Here is a 15015-nt window from a genome sequence, read left to right on the forward strand (position 1 = left end):
CACACGATGAGCGAACCGAAGGACCGGCAGGCGGCCATCACCGGCATCGGAGTGGTCGCGCCCAACGGCACCAGCACCGACACCTTCTGGAAGGCGACCCAGGAGGGCCTCAGCGTCCTCGACCGGGTCACCCGCGAGGGCTGCGAGCACCTTCCCCTGAAGGTGGCCGGTGAGGTCCGCGCCTTCGACCCGGCGGCCACCATCGAGGAGCGTTTCCTCGTCCAGACCGACCGGTTCACGCACTACGCCATGGCCGCGGCCGACTTCGCGCTGGACGACGCCCGGCTCGGACCGTCCGGCATCCCGGACGCGCCGTACTCGATCGGCGTGGTCACCGCCGCCGGATCCGGCGGCGGCGAGTTCGGCCAGCGCGAACTGCAGCGACTGTGGGGCAAGGGCAGCCGGTTCGTCGGGCCGTACCAGTCCATCGCCTGGTTCTACGCCGCGAGCACCGGCCAGGTCTCCATCCGCCGCGGCTTCAAGGGGCCGTGCTCGGTCGTCGCCTCCGACGAGGCCGGCGGCCTGGACGCCCTCGCCCACGCGGCCCGGGCGGTGCGCCGCGGCACCGACGTGATCGTGGCCGGCTCCACCGAGGCGCCGCTCGCGCCGTACTCGATGGTCTGCCAGCTCGGCTACGCGGAGCTGAGCCGCGAGACCGACCCCGCCCGGGCCTACCGGCCCTTCACCGACGGGGCGTGCGGATTCGTGCCGGCCGAGGGCGGCGCCATGCTCGTCGTCGAGGCGGCGGACACCGCCCGGGCCCGCGGCGCCGACGTCCGGGCCGTCGTCGCGGGCCACGGGGCCACCTTCACCGGAGCCTCCCGCTGGGCGGACTCCCGCGACGGACTCGCGCACGCCATCCGGCGGGCCCTGACGGAGGCCGGCTCGGCCCCCGAGGAGATCGACGTCGTCTTCGCCGACGCCCTCGGAGTACCGGAGGCCGACCGGGCCGAGGCGCTGGCGATCGTCGACGCCCTCGGCGCCCACGGCACCCGGGTCCCGGTGACCGCCCCCAAGACCGGGTTCGGCCGCGGCTACTGCGCGGCCCCGGTGCTGGACACCGCCGCGGCCGTGCTGGCAATGGAGTACGGCCTGATCCCGCCGACGCCGAACGTCTTCGACGTCTGCCACGACCTCGACCTCGTGACGGGCCGCGCCCGGCCCGCCGCACCGCGCACGGCACTGGTGCTCAGCCGCGGACTCATGGGGTCGAACTCGGCGCTGGTGCTGCGAGCCGGCACCAGGCAGTGAGCACAGCAAAGGAGGAAAGCGCATGCCGCAGATCACCGTGGAAGAACTCGCCGCGCTGATGAAGAAGGCCGCCGGGGTCACCGTCAGCCCGGAACAGCTGACCGAGAAGCCGGACACCGGTTTCGACGTCCTCGGAGTCGACTCGCTCGGCCTGCTCGGCATCGTCGGCGAGCTGGAGAACACCCACGGCACCCCGATGCCGGTCGACGCCGAACGCTGCAAGACGCCTCAGCAGTTCCTCAACCTCGTCAACACGACCCTGATGGCAGGAGCCTGACATGGCAGGACACACCCAGAACGAGATCACCATCGCCGCCCCGCTGGACCTGGTCTGGGACATGACCAACGACCTGGAGCGCTGGCCGCAGCTGTTCAGCGAGTACGCGTCGGTGGAGGTCCTCAAGCGGGAGGGCGCGAAGACCACGTTCCGGCTCACCATGCACCCGGACGAGAACGGCACCGTGTGGAGCTGGGTCTCCGAGCGGGAGCCGGACCGCGACTCCCTCACCGTCACGGCCCGCCGCGTGGAGACCGGCCCCTTCGCCCACATGCACATCCACTGGAGCTACGAGGAGGTCCCGGCCGGCACCCGGATGGTGTGGGTCCAGGACTTCGCGATGAAGCCGGACGCGCCGGTCGACGACGACTGGATGACCGACAACATCAACAAGAACTCCAAGGTCCAGCTGGCCCTCATCCGGGACAAGATCGAGAAGGCGGCGGCCGGACAGCGGCCCGCCCCGGCGCTGGCCGACTGAGCCGGACGACAGGAGACGACCGTGCACCAGGCCCTGATCGTCGCCCGGATGGCCCCGGGCTCCGCCCCGGACATCGCCAAGGTGTTCGCGGAGTCCGACCGCGGAGAGCTGCCGCACCTCGTCGGGGTGGTCCGGCGCAGCCTCTTCCAGTTCGGTGATGTGTACATGCACCTCATCGAGTCCGAACGCGAGCCCGGACCGGCCATCGCCAAGGTGACCTCGCACCCCGAGTTCAAGGAGGTCAGCGAGCGGCTGTCGGCGTACGTCAGCGCGTACGACCCCGAGACCTGGCGGTCCCCGAAGGACGCCATGGCCCAGCGCTTCTACGTCTGGCAGCGCGACACCGGAGTCTGACACCCTCGTCCGGAGCACCGGTGCCGGGCCCGCGTCCGACGCGGACCCGGCACCGGTGTGCCGTGGGGGAGTGCGCTCACGCGGGAACCGTGCAATCGAACGCGTGCAGGAAGGGGTTGACCGGCGCGATGCCGTCGACCTCCAGGCCCGCCGCCCGCAGCCGGCCGGTCATGCCGGCGGTGGTGTGCTTGGCCCCGCCGACGTTGAGCAGCAGCAGCAGGTCCATGGCGGTGCTGAACCGCATGGACGGCGTGTCGTCCACCAGGTTCTCGATCACGACGACCCGGGTGCCGGGGCCGCCGGCCTCGACCACGTTGCGCAGCAGCCGGGTGGTGGACTCGTCGTCCCACTCCAGGATGTTCTTGATGATGTAGACGTCGGCCTTGACCGGGACGGCCTCGCGGATGTCGCCCGGCACGATCCGCGTCCGGCCGGCCAGGTCGCCGCCCTCGCGCAGCCGCGGCAGGGCGTTGTCCACCACGCGCGGCAGGTCCAGCAGGTAGCCGCGCATGGCCGGGTACTTGTCGAGCAGGCTGGCCACCACGTGACCCTGGCCGCCGCCGAGGTCGGCGACCGAGGCGCTGCCGGACAGGTCGAGCAGCGCGGCGACCTCCCGGGCCGACTGCTCGCTGGAGCGGGTCATGGCCCGGTTGAAGACGTCGGCGGACTCCGGGGCGTCCTCGTTGAGGTACGCGAAGAACTCCTTGCCGTACAGGTCCTCCACGACGTTCCGGCCGGTGCGCACCGCCCGGTCCAGCCGGGGCCAGGCGTCCCAGGTCCAGGGCTCGGTGCACCACAGCGCGATGGCCCGCAGGCTGTTCGGGTCGTCCTCGCGCAGCAGCCGGGACATCTCGGTGTGGGCGAAGGTGCCGTCGGGCCGCTCGGCGAAGACGCCGTAGCAGGACAGTGCGCGCAGCAGCCGGCGCAGCGGCCCGGGCTCGGTGTGCACGGCCGCCGCCAGGCCCTGCACGGTCATCGGGGCGTCACCGAGGGCGTCGGCGACGCCGAGCCGGGCGGCGGCGCGGACGGCGGCGGCGCAGGCCGCCCCGAACACGAGTTCGCGCAGCCGCATCGACGGCGGCGGGGTCGGGGGTGCCCCGGGCTCCGGCGCGGTGGAGAGCGCGGGGGATGGTGCGGTCATGGGCCGCCTTCCTTCCTTGCGTGGGTCGGGTACGGCTGTCCGGTCAGCACAGGCCCGCGGGCCTGGAGGCGCGGCAGGTGTTGTGGTCGAAGGCGTTGCGGCTCTTCGCGGCCTCCTGGTTGACCAGGTCCGCCGGGGAGTTGGCCGACAGGTGGTTGCCGGTGATGCGGTTCTGCTCGCTGGCGGCGCCGACGAAGCTCTTGAACAGGACGATGCCGCCCGACAGCGGGGACTTGCCGGAGTGGCCGGTGACGGTGTTGCCGGAGATCAGGGCCTTCTCGGTGCCGGTGAGCACGATGCCGGAGCCCTGGAGGTAGGGCAGCCGGGCGGTCTTCGGGCAGTACTTGTTGTTCCGCTCGACCAGGTTGGCGCGCACGGTCAGCGCGCCCGCCCGGGGCTTGTTCTCGTCGCCCACGACGAACACACCGGCGCAGTTGCCGGTGACGTGGTTGCGCCGGACGGTGAGGTTGCGCAGCCGACGGACGGTGAGACCGATCCGGTTGCCCTCCAGCCGCGTGTGTTCGACCACCGTGCCCTTGCTGTCCTTGGCGCCCTGCTCGGCCTTGACGCTGTTGGCGAGGAACAGGCCGGCGTCGCCGTTGCGCCGGGCGGCGTCATGCCGGAAGACGCCCCGGGTGGAGTGCTCCTGGGCGATGCCCCACTGGCCGTTGTCGTCGGCGCTCACTCCGGTCACGGTCAGCCGGTCGGTGCCCATGGACCACAGGCCGACCTTGGCGAAGCCGGTCACCTGGAGATCGGCGACGGTGACGTCCCGCAGGGCCCTGTTCTTGCCGCCGACCACGCAGATGCCGTTGCCGGCCCCGGAACAGGTGGGGACGGCGCCCTTCGCGGGCGCCGCGGCCCTGGCCCCCGCGGGCGGCCGGATGACGGTGAGCGGGCCCATGCCCCGCAGGGTCAGCGCGGCGGTCCGCACGGTGACGCTCTCGTGGTAGGTGCCGGCCAGTACCAGCACGGTGTCGCCGGGCCGGGCGGCGTTCACCGCCTTCTGGATGGACTCGCCCGGATGCACCACGAGGGTTTGGTGGGCCGCCGACGCCGGAGCGGCGCCGGCGAACGCACCGACGAGGGCCGTGGCGCATGCGAGGTACGTAATATGGCGTTTTGTCACATTCCGAAGGCTAGGAGCCGATGAGCTGATTACCCGCCGGATGCTCCGTTCGGTGGCGTGTCAACGACAGACCCCGCACCCTCGGGGGGTGCGGGGCCTCGTCGATGGCGTACGGGGTGCGGTCAGCGTCCCCGGGGTCCGCCCTTGGGCAGCTTCATGCCCTTGGGCATGGGGCCCTTCGGCAGCGGCATGTTGCTCATCAGGTCGCCGAGCGCGCGCAGCCGGTCGTTGGTGGCGGTCACCTGGGGACCGGTCAGCACCCGCGGGAACTTCAGCAGGGTCGTGCGCAGCTTCTTCAGCTCGACCTGGCCCTCGCCGGTGCCCACGATCACGTCGTGCACCGGCACGTCCGCGACGATGCGGTTCATCTTCTTCTTCTCGGCGGCCAGCAGGCTCTTCACCCGGTTCGGGTTGCCCTCGGCGACCAGCACGATGCCGGCCTTGCCGACGGCCCGGTGCACCACGTCCTGGCTGCGGTTCATCGCCACCGCCGGAGTCGTCGTCCAGCCCCGGCCGATGTTGTCCAGCACGGCCGCGGCGGCGCCCGGCTGGCCCTCCATCTGGCCGAAGGCGGCTCGCTCGGCGCGGCGGCCGAACACGATGGCCATCGCCAGCAGGGCGATCAGCAGACCGAAGATGCCCAGGTAGACCGGGTGCCCGAGCAGGAAGCCGATCACGAGGAAGACACCGAGGACGCCGATGCCGACGGCCGCGAGTACAAGACCGATCTTCTTGTCGACCTTGCGGGTCATCTGGTACGTCAGGGCGATCTGCTTCAGTCGCCCGGCATTCGCGGCGTCCGCCGCGGTTTCCTTCCTCGCCATGCCACGAAGTCTACGTGCCCCCGGGAGTGCCGACGACGGCAGTGCCCGGCGGGCCCGCGTCGGGGCCGGGGGCGGGGCGTCAGGAGCGGCCGGCGGCCTGCTCCAGGAACCGCTGGGCCTCGACCCGGTCCTGGGCACGGCGGCGGTCCTCCAGGACGGAGGTCCAGGCGTTGCGGCGGGCGGTGCGCTGGCCGCCGCTCAGCAGCAGGGACTCGACGCGGCGGAGCGCGTCGGTGAAGGACGGGATGGCGGTGGCACGCACGGGTGCTGCCTGCATGAGCGGGATCCCCCCTCGAAGCGGTGGAGATAGGGGCATGACACCAAGGGTCACTGTCTGGTGTTACCAGGACGTGACCGACCGGTCAAACAGTCGTGAACCCCTCGGAGCGGGCGCCGGAACGCCGACGCGGCCCCGCCGCCGCCCTCATCAGCGAGGACGGCCGGGACCGCGTCGACTCGGCCGTTACCGGTCGGTAGCGATGTGTGCGGCGATTCACACGCGCGGGCTCACACCGCGGGTCTCACACCGCCTGGGCGGCGATGAACGCACCCCGCTTCTCGACGGCCATCTGGTACAGCCGTCCGGCGCGGTAGGAGGAGCGCACCAGCGGGCCGGACATCACACCGGAGAAGCCGATCTGCTCGGCCTCCTCCTTCAGCTCCACGAACTCCTGCGGCTTCACCCAGCGCTCCACCGGGTGGTGCCGGACGGACGGGCGCAGGTACTGGGTGATGGTGACCAGCTCGCAGCCCGCCTCGTGCAGCTGCCTCAGCGCCTCGCCGACCTCCTCGCGGGTCTCGCCCATGCCGAGGATCAGGTTCGACTTGGTGACCAGGCCGAAGTCACGGGCCTCGGTGATGACCTTCAGGGAGCGCTCGTAGCGGAAGCCGGGGCGGATCCGCTTGAAGATCCGGGGGACCGTCTCGACGTTGTGCGCGAAGACCTCGGGGCGGGAGTCGAACACCTCGGCCAGCTGCTCGGGGACGGCGTTGAAGTCCGGGGCGAGCAGCTCCACCTTCGTCCGGCCGTCCGCGCGGTCCGCCGTCTGGGCGTGGATCTGGCGCACGGTCTCGGCGTACAGCCAGGCGCCGCCGTCCGGCAGGTCGTCGCGGGCGACGCCGGTGATGGTGGCGTAGTTGAGGTCCATCGTGACCACGGACTCGCCCACGCGGCGCGGCTCGTCGCGGTCGAGCGCCTCGGGCTTGCCGGTGTCGATCTGGCAGAAGTCGCAGCGCCGGGTGCACTGGTCGCCGCCGATGAGGAAGGTCGCCTCGCGGTCCTCCCAGCACTCGTAGATGTTCGGGCAGCCGGCTTCCTGGCACACCGTGTGCAGGCCCTCGCTCTTCACGAGGTTCTGCATCTTCGTGTATTCGGGGCCCATTTTCGCCCGGGTCTTGATCCACTCGGGCTTGCGCTCGATGGGGGTCTGGCTGTTGCGGACCTCCAGGCGCAGCATCTTGCGTCCGTCCGGTGAGACTGCGGACACGTCGGCTCCCTGTGACTTCGATTCTTCGGCGTACACCAGGGTACGCCCGTGCTCATTGCGCCCTGCCGGTGAGACCAACCTCGCGACCACAGGGCACATTCCCGGCGCCGGTGATCAGGCGGAAGCCTTCTCGATCTCCCGGGGCTTGAGGTCCGCGTTCTCCAGGACGTCCCCGAGGTGCCTCTCCACGACCGGCACGACCTCCTCGATGGTGACGTCCCGGCCCAGCTCGCCCGCGAGGGAGGCCACGCCCGCGTCGCGGATGCCGCACGGGATGATCCGGTCGAACCACTTCATGTCCGGGTTCACGTTGAACGAGAAGCCGTGCATCGTGACGCCCTTGGCCACCCGGATGCCGATCTGCGCGATCTTGCGGTCCTCGCGCCGCTGGCCCGCGTTGGAGGGCGCGTACTCGGGGCCGTTGAGCCGGGGGTCGAACTCCTCGTCGGTCAGGCGCGGGTCGAAGTCCAGGGAGAGGCCCCCGAGCGCGGGCCGCCGCTCGACCGGGTCGCCGAGCACCCATACGCCGCTGCGGCCCTCGACCCGGGTGGTCTCCAGGCCGAACTCGGCGCAGGTGCGGATGAGCGCCTCCTCCAGCCGCCGCACGTGCGCGACCACGTCCACCGGGCGGGGCAGCTTCTGGATCGGGTAGCCCACCAGCTGGCCCGGGCCGTGCCAGGTGATCTTGCCGCCGCGGTCCACGTCGATGACCGGGGTGCCGTCCAGCGGGCGCTCGCTGTCCTCGGTGCGCCGGCCGGCCGTGTACACCGGGGGGTGTTCCAGGAGGATCACGGTGTCGGGGACCTCGTCGGCGAACCGGGCCGCGTGGATCCGGCGCTGCTCGTCCCAGGCCTCCTGGTAGTCGACGGCATCGGCACCGAATCCCCTGCGGACGAACCGCAACTCACTCACGGCAAGCGCCTCCCTCGGCGATGGGTGTGTCAGGCATGTATCGCGCCCACGCCACTGTACGTCCGACCCCCACAGGTCAGCTGTGCGGGCGTTCCTCACACGAACGGATGAATGAGCGGCGAAGTGTGTGATCGTCTGCTCACTCTCCGCTACATTCGCGCCGTTCGTGAGCCATAAGGGCTGCTCAAAGGCAATCCGGGCACGTCGACAGGCCCGGAAGGCAGGAGACCGCACCGCAGATGACGGACCGACCCGCGCAGCGCACCCCCAACCGCCAGCTCGCCGCGCTCATCGCAGAAGCGGGGTTCTCCAACGCGGGTCTGGCCCGTCGCGTCGATCAGCTCGGTCTGGAACACGGGCTGGACCTCAGATACGACAAGACGTCGGTCACCCGCTGGCTGCGCGGACAGCAGCCGCGCGGGACGACCCCGGCCCTGATCGCCGAGGTGTTCACCCGCCGGCTGGGCCGCCGGCTCACCGCCCAGGATCTCGGCCTGGACTCCTGTGCGCCGGTGTACGCCGGGCTGGAGTTCGCGGCCACCCCGGAGGAGGCCGTCGACATCGTCAGCGGCCTGTGGCGCAAGGACTCCGGCAGCCACGCCGAGCTGCGCAAGATCGCCTTCACCCCGGCAGGCCTGGTCGTGCCCAGCCGCGACTGGCTGATCGGCAAGCCCGACGACCGGGTGGCCCGCGAGCCGGGGCCCCGGGTGCCGCCGCAGGGCCGTCCCGGCGTGGCCAGGCCGCCGCTCCCGCTCGGGGCGGCGGCCGTGGCCCGGGCCCGCGCCGAACGCGCTCCCGGCCACCGGGTCACCGCCGGCGACATCGGCGCGCTGCGCTCGGTCGGCGAGCTGTTCCGCACCCTGGACGACCGGTTCGGCGGCGGCCACGCCCGGCAGGCACTCGTGCGCTACCTGGAACACGAGTGCGAGCCGATGCTCCGCGGCAGCTACGGCGAGCAGACCGGCCGCCGGCTGTTCGGCGCCGCCGCCGACCTGACCCGGCTCGCGGGCTGGACGTCGTACGACATCGCCGCGCACGGACTCGCCCAGCGCTACTTCGTGCAGGCCCTGCGGCTCGCCCAGGCCGCCGGCGACCGGGCCTACGGCTCCTACGTCCTGGTCACCATGAGCCGCCAGGCCGTCTACCTCGGCCACGGCAGGGAGGCCGTGCAGCTGACCCGGGTCGCCCAGCAGGGCGTGGGCAGCGGTGCTCCGCCCGTCGTCCAGGCGCTGCTGCACGCCTCCGAGGCGCGGGCGCACGCCGTCCTGGGCGAGATCCGGGCGTGCACCGCGGCGCAGATCCGGGCCGAGCGCGCGCTGGAGGCGGCCCGGCCCGGGGACGAGGTGCCGTACTGGGCCCGGTTCTTCGACGAGGCACAGCTCGCCGACGAGTTCGGGCACTGCCACCGCGACCTCCAGCAGTACCGTGCCGCCGCGCAGCACGCCGAGCGCGCGCTCCAGCTGCGGGCGCCGGTCCACGCCCGCAGCCGGCTGTTCTGCCGGGTCGTCCTCGCCACCGCGCGGCTCGGCCTCGGCGAACTCGACCAGGCGTGCGTGCTGGCGGCGGAGGCCGCCGGGCAGGCGGCGGAGATGCGGTCCGCTCGCGCGGTGGAGTACGTGAAGGACTTCGAACGCCGGCTGGAGCCGTACCGGGACGCGGCGCCGGTGCGCAGCTACCGGGAGAAGGTCGCGGCGCTGGGCTAGGGCCTGTCTGACCATTCCCGTCTGCCGCGCTTCGGGCGACGACGCGAATGGTCGGACAGGCCCTGGGGCCCGTCGCGTCTCACGCCGCCCTCGGCAGCGTCGGGGCCGGGTCCGCGCGGTGCATCGGGCCCGCCGCGCCCAGGTCCGCCAGGATGGCCGACGTCGCCCGGCGGGCGGAGCGCAGTGCGCCCTGCACGGTGCTGGTGTCGCGGTGGTCGCCGCAGACGTACAGGCCCGCCAGGAGGCGTACCGGACGGCGCGGGTCGTGCGGCGGACGCATGGCCGGGACCGCCTCGGGGGTGTGGTGCACGGCCAGCGTCTCCCAGCGGCGCGTGGAGGTGCCGTAGAGGCGGGAGAGGTGGATGCGGACGGCGGTGTCGACGCCCTCCGGCGGCGGGCCCAGCACGGTCGAGGAGATCAGCACCCGGCCGGCCGGGGCCCGGCCCGGGTCCACGGTGCTGAGCACCGCCGTGTGCGCCACCGGCCCGCCCCGGTCCGCGTCCAGCAGCAGCGAGGCGCCGGTCGCGAACGCCTCCGCGGGCTCGTCCGTGGTGTGGTGGACCACGGTCACCGGATGGAAGTCCGGCACCCGGAGCCCGGGCAGCAGCTCCGCCGCGGCCAGCGCGTCGGTGGCCAGCAGCACCGCCCGGCAGCGGATCTCGCCGTGCTCGGCGGTGGTCACCGAGGTCGTGGACACCGAGGTCACCCGCACCCCGGTGTGCACCGTGCCCGGCGGCAGCGTCCGGGCCAGCATCTGCGGCACCGTCTCCGCGCCGCCCTCCGGCACGCACAGCCGGCCGCTCGCGAAGGTGCGCAGCGCCAGGTCGGCGTACCGGCTGGACGTGGTCAGCTCCGGGTCGCACAGCAGCGCGGCCAGCAGCGGGCGCAGGAAGCCGTCGATGGTGCGCGCCGGCACCCCGCGCCGGGCCAGCGCCTGGGCGGCGGGCAGCTCGGGACGGGCGAGGACGCGCTCGACGGGGTCGCCGCGAGCCGGCCGAGCGCGGCGCCCAGCCGGGCCTGGTCCACCGCGCCGCCCACCGGCGCCGCGCCGACGCGGCCGGGCGTGACCGTCGTACCCCGGCCGGTCGCGGCCCGGGCCGCGGTGGCCCGGGCCGCCGTGGCCCTGGGCGGGCCGGCGAAGGCGCGCACCGCGTGGAGTGCGCCCCGTGCGCCCCGCGCGCTCCCGCCGACCGCCGGCGTGCCCGCGCGCTGGAGGCAGCCGTCGCGGTGCAGCAGCACGCCCGGCGCGAAGCGGCGCACGGCCAGCCCGGCCAGGCCCGGGGTCAGCCGCAGTTCGGGACAGGACGTGGACAGCAGCTGTCCGACGCGGTCGAGCCGGAAGCCGTCGACCTTCTCCGTCGACATGCGGCCGCCGACGTACGGGGCGGCCTCCAGGACCGTGGTGGTGACTCCGGCGCTGGTCAGCCGGTGGGCGGCGGAGAGGCCGGCGACGCCGGCCCCCACGATGACGACGTCCGCCTGGTACGCGGGCTCAAGCACGAGGCCCCTCCTGTGGTTACGCGGCCGGCGGAGGAGTCATGCCTCCGACTGGCGCCACGGATACCCGAGTTCGGATCGAGGTTAGGGCCGTGATCGGTCAGGAGGAGTCGCGCATCAACAGGGCACGGTCGCATGGAGGTCGCATACGGTCACTTTTGTGTGCCCTTGTTGTCAACCGGCTCACTACGCCGCGCGGATCGCGTCCTCGATGCCCGGGAACGCGAACCGGAAGCCCGACTCCAGCAGCCGCGTGGGCACCACCCGCTGACTGCCCAGCACATCCCCGGCCATCTCCCCGAGCACCGCCCGCAGCACGCCGGCGGGCACCGCGCACACCGCCGGCCGGCGCAGCACCCGGCCCATCGCCGCCGTGATCTCCCGGTTCGTCAGCGGCTGCGGGGCCGTCAGGTCGAACGGGCCGGACAGGTCCTCGCGGTCGATCAGATGCCGGATCGCGGCCACCTCGTCGTGCAGCGCGATGTACGACCAGTACTGCCGCCCGTCACCCAGCCGCCCGCCGAGACCCGCCCGGAACAGCGGGAACAGCCGCCCCCAGGCACCGCCGCCGCGGGCCACCACCAGACCGGTGCGCAGGAACACCGTCCGCACCCCGGCCTCCTCGGCGGGCGCCGCGGCCCCCTCCCACTCCACGCACAGCCGGGCCAGGAAGCCGTCTCCCGCGGGCGCGTCCTCGTCCACCACCCGCTCGCCGGTGTCGCCGTAGAAGCCGATCGCGCTGCCGTTCAGGAAGGCCCGGGGCGGTTTCGGCAGCGAGGCCACCGCCTCGGCGAGCGCGGCCGTGCCCAGCACCCGGCTGTCCCGCAGCACCCGCTTGTACTCCGGGGTCCAGCGCCGGTCGCCCACGCCGGCCGCCGCCAGATTGACCACCACCTCGCACCCGGCCAGCCCGGCCGCGTCGACCCGGCCCCGCTCCGGGTCCCAGCGGACCTCGTCCGGGCCCCGGGGCGCCCGGCGCACCAGCCGCACCACCTCGTGTCCGTCCGCGGTCAGGGACCGCACCAGAGCGCCGCCGATGAGACCGGACGCGCCGGCCACCGCGATACGTGAACGTTCCATGGCCCCCAGCATGACCCCACCCGGCCCCCGGAAACCCGCTGGACGCCCGGACCGCGCGTCGTAGGGTGATCGTCATGCCCGAGCCCTCCATACGCACCGCCCAGGCCGGCGACGAGGACGAACTCGCCGTCCTCGACCGGGCCACCTGGTCCACCCTGCACGCCGTCATGCCCCGCCCGCGGCCGCCGTACCCGCCCTTCTTCGACGACCGGCACCGCCCGGAGGACTTCCTCGTCGCCGAGGACGCCGAGGACGCCGGGGACGCCGAGAACGCCCAGAACGGGGACGCCCGGGCCGGCGGACGCCTCCTCGGCTACATCCGCCTCGCCCACCCCACTCCGCTCGCCGCCAACGCGCACGTCCTGCAGATCCAGGGGTTCGCCGTCGCCGAGGAGGCGCGCGGCCGGGGCGTCGGGCGGGCGCTGATCCGGGCCGCCGCGGACCGCGCGCGCGAACGCGGCGCCCGGCGCCTGACCCTGCGCGTGCTCGGGCACAACACTCCGGCCCGGGCGCTGTACGAGTCGGAGGGGTTCGCCGTGGAGGGCGTGCTGCCCGAGGAGTTCCTCGTCGACGGCCGCTACGTCGACGACGTGTGCATGGGCCGGTTCCTGTGACCCCGGGGCGCTAGGCGGCGACCAAGTCGCCCGTGTCCACCGGTGCCGTCGCCGTGGCCGCGCGCCGGGCGTCGCCCGTCACCTCGGCCGCCGTCAGCGCGTACCCCGTCCCGTCGTCCGAGGCGGACCGGGCGAAGACCATCCCGAGCACCCGGCCGTCCGGGGCCAGCAGCGGGGCGCCGGAGTCGCCCGGCCGGACCGTGGCCCGCAGCGTGTAGACCTCCCGGGTGACCGTGTGCTCGCTGTAGATGTCAGCGCCGATCGCCCGCACCCGGCTCGTGACCGTCGCCGCCCGCAGGTCCAGGCCCCCGTTCTGCGGATAGCCCGCCACCACCGCCGGGTCCCCGCGCCCGGCGTCCGGCGCGAACCGCAGCGCCGGGGCGCGCAGCCCGGGCACGTACAGCACCGCCACGTCCCGGCCCGGGTCGAAGAACACCACGCGGGCCGGGTACGACCGTCCGGTGCCGCCGACCCGTACGCCCGGGCGGTCGATGCCGGCCACCACGTGCGCGTTGGTCAGCACCCGCCGGGAGGCGAACACGAACCCGGTGCCCTCCCGGCCCTCGGCGCCCGCGGCCCCCTCGATCTTCACCGTGCTGTGCCGGGCCGCGTTCGACGCGGCCGGGCTGACGTCGTCGCCCGGCGGCCGGGCCACCCCGGCCGCCGGCCGGCTCCCGAACGGGTCGGACACCCGCGGCAGACCCGCCTCCACCAGCGCGGCCGTGGCCCGCGAGAACCAGGCCGGCGCGGTCCCGGGCATCCGCTGCTGCACCGCGCCCAGCAGCGCCGAGTCCCGGACCGCCGCCGACAGCGCCGGCGCGGGCGCCACGCTCAGCACACTCGCCGCCACCCAGGCCACCACCAGCACCGCGCCCCCGCTCGCCGCCGCGCCTCCGACGCCGTCCACGACCCGCAGCGGGCCCCGGTCCATCCGCGCGCGCAGCCGCCGCGCCGCCCGGCCCGCCAGCGCGCGCCCCAGCAGCGCCGGCCCCAGCACCGTCGCCGCCGCGAGCCCCGTCGCCGCCGTCGAACCCCGCGCCACCTGGCCCGCCGCCCACGGCAGCAGCCACACCCCGACGGCCGCGCCGCCCACGAACCCGGCCAGCGAGACACACCCGGCCACCAGCCCGCGCCGGTATCCCGACAGGGCGAAGCAGACGGTCACCACAGCGAGCAGCAGATCCAGCCGGTTCACGGGAACAGCCTTTCTCCAGGCCCCCGGATCCCCCTGCCGGGACGAGCGTTCCGCCAGGTGGCAGAGCGCGCGTCGCGGCTACGGCCCGGCGGCTTGACAGTGGCGTCATGCGTGTCCTGCGAAGAGCCCCGCGGGCCCCGGCACGGCCGGCCGCGGGGACCCCCTGTCCCGCGCGGCGGACACCCGGTGCGCTGCTGGTGCTGCTCGGCTGCCTGCCCGGGCTGCTCGCCGTCGGCGCGCTGGTCCTGTGCGCCCGAGGCGGCGAGGACGCCGCCGTCTCCCGCCCCGACCGTCCCGCCGCCGGTGCCCGGCCGCCCGTCGGACACCGGGCCGTCCGGCCGCGCATCGTGCCGCGCTCCGGCTGGCTGGACCGCGTCACCGGGCACGCCCAGCCGCCGCCGCGCTACGACGACAAGGTGGTCGCCGTCTTCCTGCACCACACCGACTCGCCCAACGGCTACGCCTGCGCCGACACGCCGCGCATCATCCGCGGCCTGTACGCGGGCCAGACCGGCGCCCGGCACTGGGACGACATCGGCTACAACTTCCTCGTCGACCGCTGCGGCACCATCTACGAGGGCCGCGCCGGAGGCATCGACCGGGCCGTCACCGGCGCCCACACCCAGGGCTTCAACCACCGCACCGCCGGCATCGCCGCGCTCGGCACCTTCACCGCCGGCGTGCCCGTGCCCCGCGCCATGACCGACGCCATCGCCGCCCTCGCGGCCTGGAAGCTCGGCCTCGCCGACATCGACCCGCGCGGCCGGGCCCGGCTGGTCTCCAGCAGCGGCCAGAGCCGCTACGGGACGGGCGCCACCGCCACCCTGCCCGCCCTCGCCGGCCACGACGCCGGATTCCGCACCAGCTGCCCCGGCGCGGCCCTCACCGCCCGCCTCCCGGCCATCCGGGAGCGGGCCGCCCTGCTCCAGGGCCGCCCGGCCACCACCGCCCACCGCCCGCACCTCACCCCGCGGCCCCGCACGTCCCACAGCCCGCCCGTTCCCCGTCCCACGGCCGTCTCCGGCACCGGCACGGGCACACGCCGGGCCGAGCCGACCGGAGCCGGGAAG

General features: G+C 74.1%; 14 protein-coding genes and 2 pseudogenes. 7 read left to right on the forward strand and 9 right to left on the reverse strand.

Annotated features, from left to right (window positions below; genetic code table 11):
* The first annotated feature begins 6 nt into the window (after window positions 1–6).
* From SCK26_RS26925 to SCK26_RS26940, 4 genes are read left to right on the forward strand one after another with little or no spacing between them, the layout of a single operon-like run.
* Complete coding sequence (locus SCK26_RS26925) at window positions 7–1251, forward strand: ketosynthase chain-length factor (protein WP_318203916.1); 1245 nt, start codon at window positions 7–9, stop codon at window positions 1249–1251.
* 22 nt (window positions 1252–1273) lie between these two features.
* Window positions 1274–1528, forward strand: a complete 255-nt coding sequence (locus SCK26_RS26930; protein WP_318203917.1) for an acyl carrier protein — start codon at window positions 1274–1276, stop codon at window positions 1526–1528.
* Between the two features lies 1 nt (window position 1529).
* On the forward strand, window positions 1530–2009 hold the full coding sequence (locus SCK26_RS26935; RefSeq protein WP_318203918.1) for an SRPBCC family protein: 480 nt from the start codon (window positions 1530–1532) through the stop codon (window positions 2007–2009).
* Between the two features lie 21 nt (window positions 2010–2030).
* Window positions 2031–2363, forward strand: coding sequence for a TcmI family type II polyketide cyclase (locus SCK26_RS26940; protein ID WP_318203919.1), 333 nt, complete (start codon window positions 2031–2033; stop codon window positions 2361–2363).
* Between the two features lie 76 nt (window positions 2364–2439).
* On the opposite strand, the gene SCK26_RS26945 is transcribed toward SCK26_RS26940, so the two are convergent.
* The 6 genes from SCK26_RS26945 to lipB form a co-directional block, all read right to left on the reverse strand.
* Window positions 2440–3435: a methyltransferase gene (locus tag SCK26_RS26945; protein ID WP_318206098.1), complete on the reverse strand. Its 996-nt coding sequence runs from the start codon at window positions 3433–3435 to the stop codon at window positions 2440–2442.
* Window positions 3436–3547: 112 nt separating this feature from the next.
* Window positions 3548–4633: a nitrous oxide reductase family maturation protein NosD gene (locus tag SCK26_RS26950; RefSeq protein ID WP_318203920.1), complete on the reverse strand. Its 1086-nt coding sequence runs from the start codon at window positions 4631–4633 to the stop codon at window positions 3548–3550.
* A gap of 122 nt (window positions 4634–4755) precedes the next feature.
* Complete coding sequence (locus SCK26_RS26955; protein ID WP_318203921.1) at window positions 4756–5457, reverse strand: DUF4191 domain-containing protein; 702 nt, start codon at window positions 5455–5457, stop codon at window positions 4756–4758.
* 79 nt (window positions 5458–5536) lie between these two features.
* Complete coding sequence (locus SCK26_RS26960; RefSeq protein WP_318203922.1) at window positions 5537–5734, reverse strand: hypothetical protein; 198 nt, start codon at window positions 5732–5734, stop codon at window positions 5537–5539.
* A 244-nt stretch (window positions 5735–5978) separates the two neighbouring features.
* Window positions 5979–6944: a lipoyl synthase gene (gene lipA, locus SCK26_RS26965; protein ID WP_318203923.1), complete on the reverse strand. Its 966-nt coding sequence runs from the start codon at window positions 6942–6944 to the stop codon at window positions 5979–5981.
* Between the two features lie 114 nt (window positions 6945–7058).
* Window positions 7059–7856, reverse strand: coding sequence for a lipoyl(octanoyl) transferase LipB (gene lipB, locus SCK26_RS26970; RefSeq protein WP_318203924.1), 798 nt, complete (start codon window positions 7854–7856; stop codon window positions 7059–7061).
* Window positions 7857–8095: 239 nt separating this feature from the next.
* Here lipB and SCK26_RS26975 point away from each other — a divergent pair, with 239 nt between their 5' ends.
* Window positions 8096–9559, forward strand: coding sequence for a regulator (locus SCK26_RS26975; RefSeq protein ID WP_318203925.1), 1464 nt, complete (start codon window positions 8096–8098; stop codon window positions 9557–9559).
* 79 nt (window positions 9560–9638) lie between these two features.
* Here the strand turns inward: SCK26_RS26975 and SCK26_RS26980 are convergent.
* Window positions 9639–11059, reverse strand: a pseudogene (locus SCK26_RS26980) (FAD-dependent oxidoreductase).
* Window positions 11060–11242: 183 nt separating this feature from the next.
* Window positions 11243–12136 carry a TIGR01777 family oxidoreductase gene (locus SCK26_RS26985; RefSeq protein WP_318203926.1) on the reverse strand — a complete coding sequence of 298 codons (894 nt, stop codon included), beginning with the start codon at window positions 12134–12136 and terminating at the stop codon, window positions 11243–11245.
* A 74-nt stretch (window positions 12137–12210) separates the two neighbouring features.
* Between SCK26_RS26985 and SCK26_RS26990 the strand changes: the two genes are divergently transcribed.
* Window positions 12211–12750 (forward strand): GNAT family N-acetyltransferase, encoded by a 540-nt coding sequence (locus SCK26_RS26990; RefSeq protein ID WP_318203927.1) that lies wholly within the window; start codon window positions 12211–12213, stop codon window positions 12748–12750.
* 10 nt (window positions 12751–12760) lie between these two features.
* Here SCK26_RS26990 and SCK26_RS26995 read toward each other — a convergent pair whose 3' ends face one another.
* Window positions 12761–13945, reverse strand: a complete 1185-nt coding sequence (locus SCK26_RS26995; RefSeq protein ID WP_318203928.1) for a MarP family serine protease — start codon at window positions 13943–13945, stop codon at window positions 12761–12763.
* Window positions 13946–14052: 107 nt separating this feature from the next.
* Here SCK26_RS26995 and SCK26_RS27000 point away from each other — a divergent pair.
* A pseudogene (locus tag SCK26_RS27000) lies at window positions 14053–14880 on the forward strand (peptidoglycan recognition protein); the annotation flags it as partial.
* Window positions 14881–15015: the final 135 nt, after the last annotated feature.

This window comes from Streptomyces sp. SCL15-4 (genome assembly GCF_033366695.1).
GTDB lineage: Bacteria > Actinomycetota > Actinomycetes > Streptomycetales > Streptomycetaceae > Streptomyces.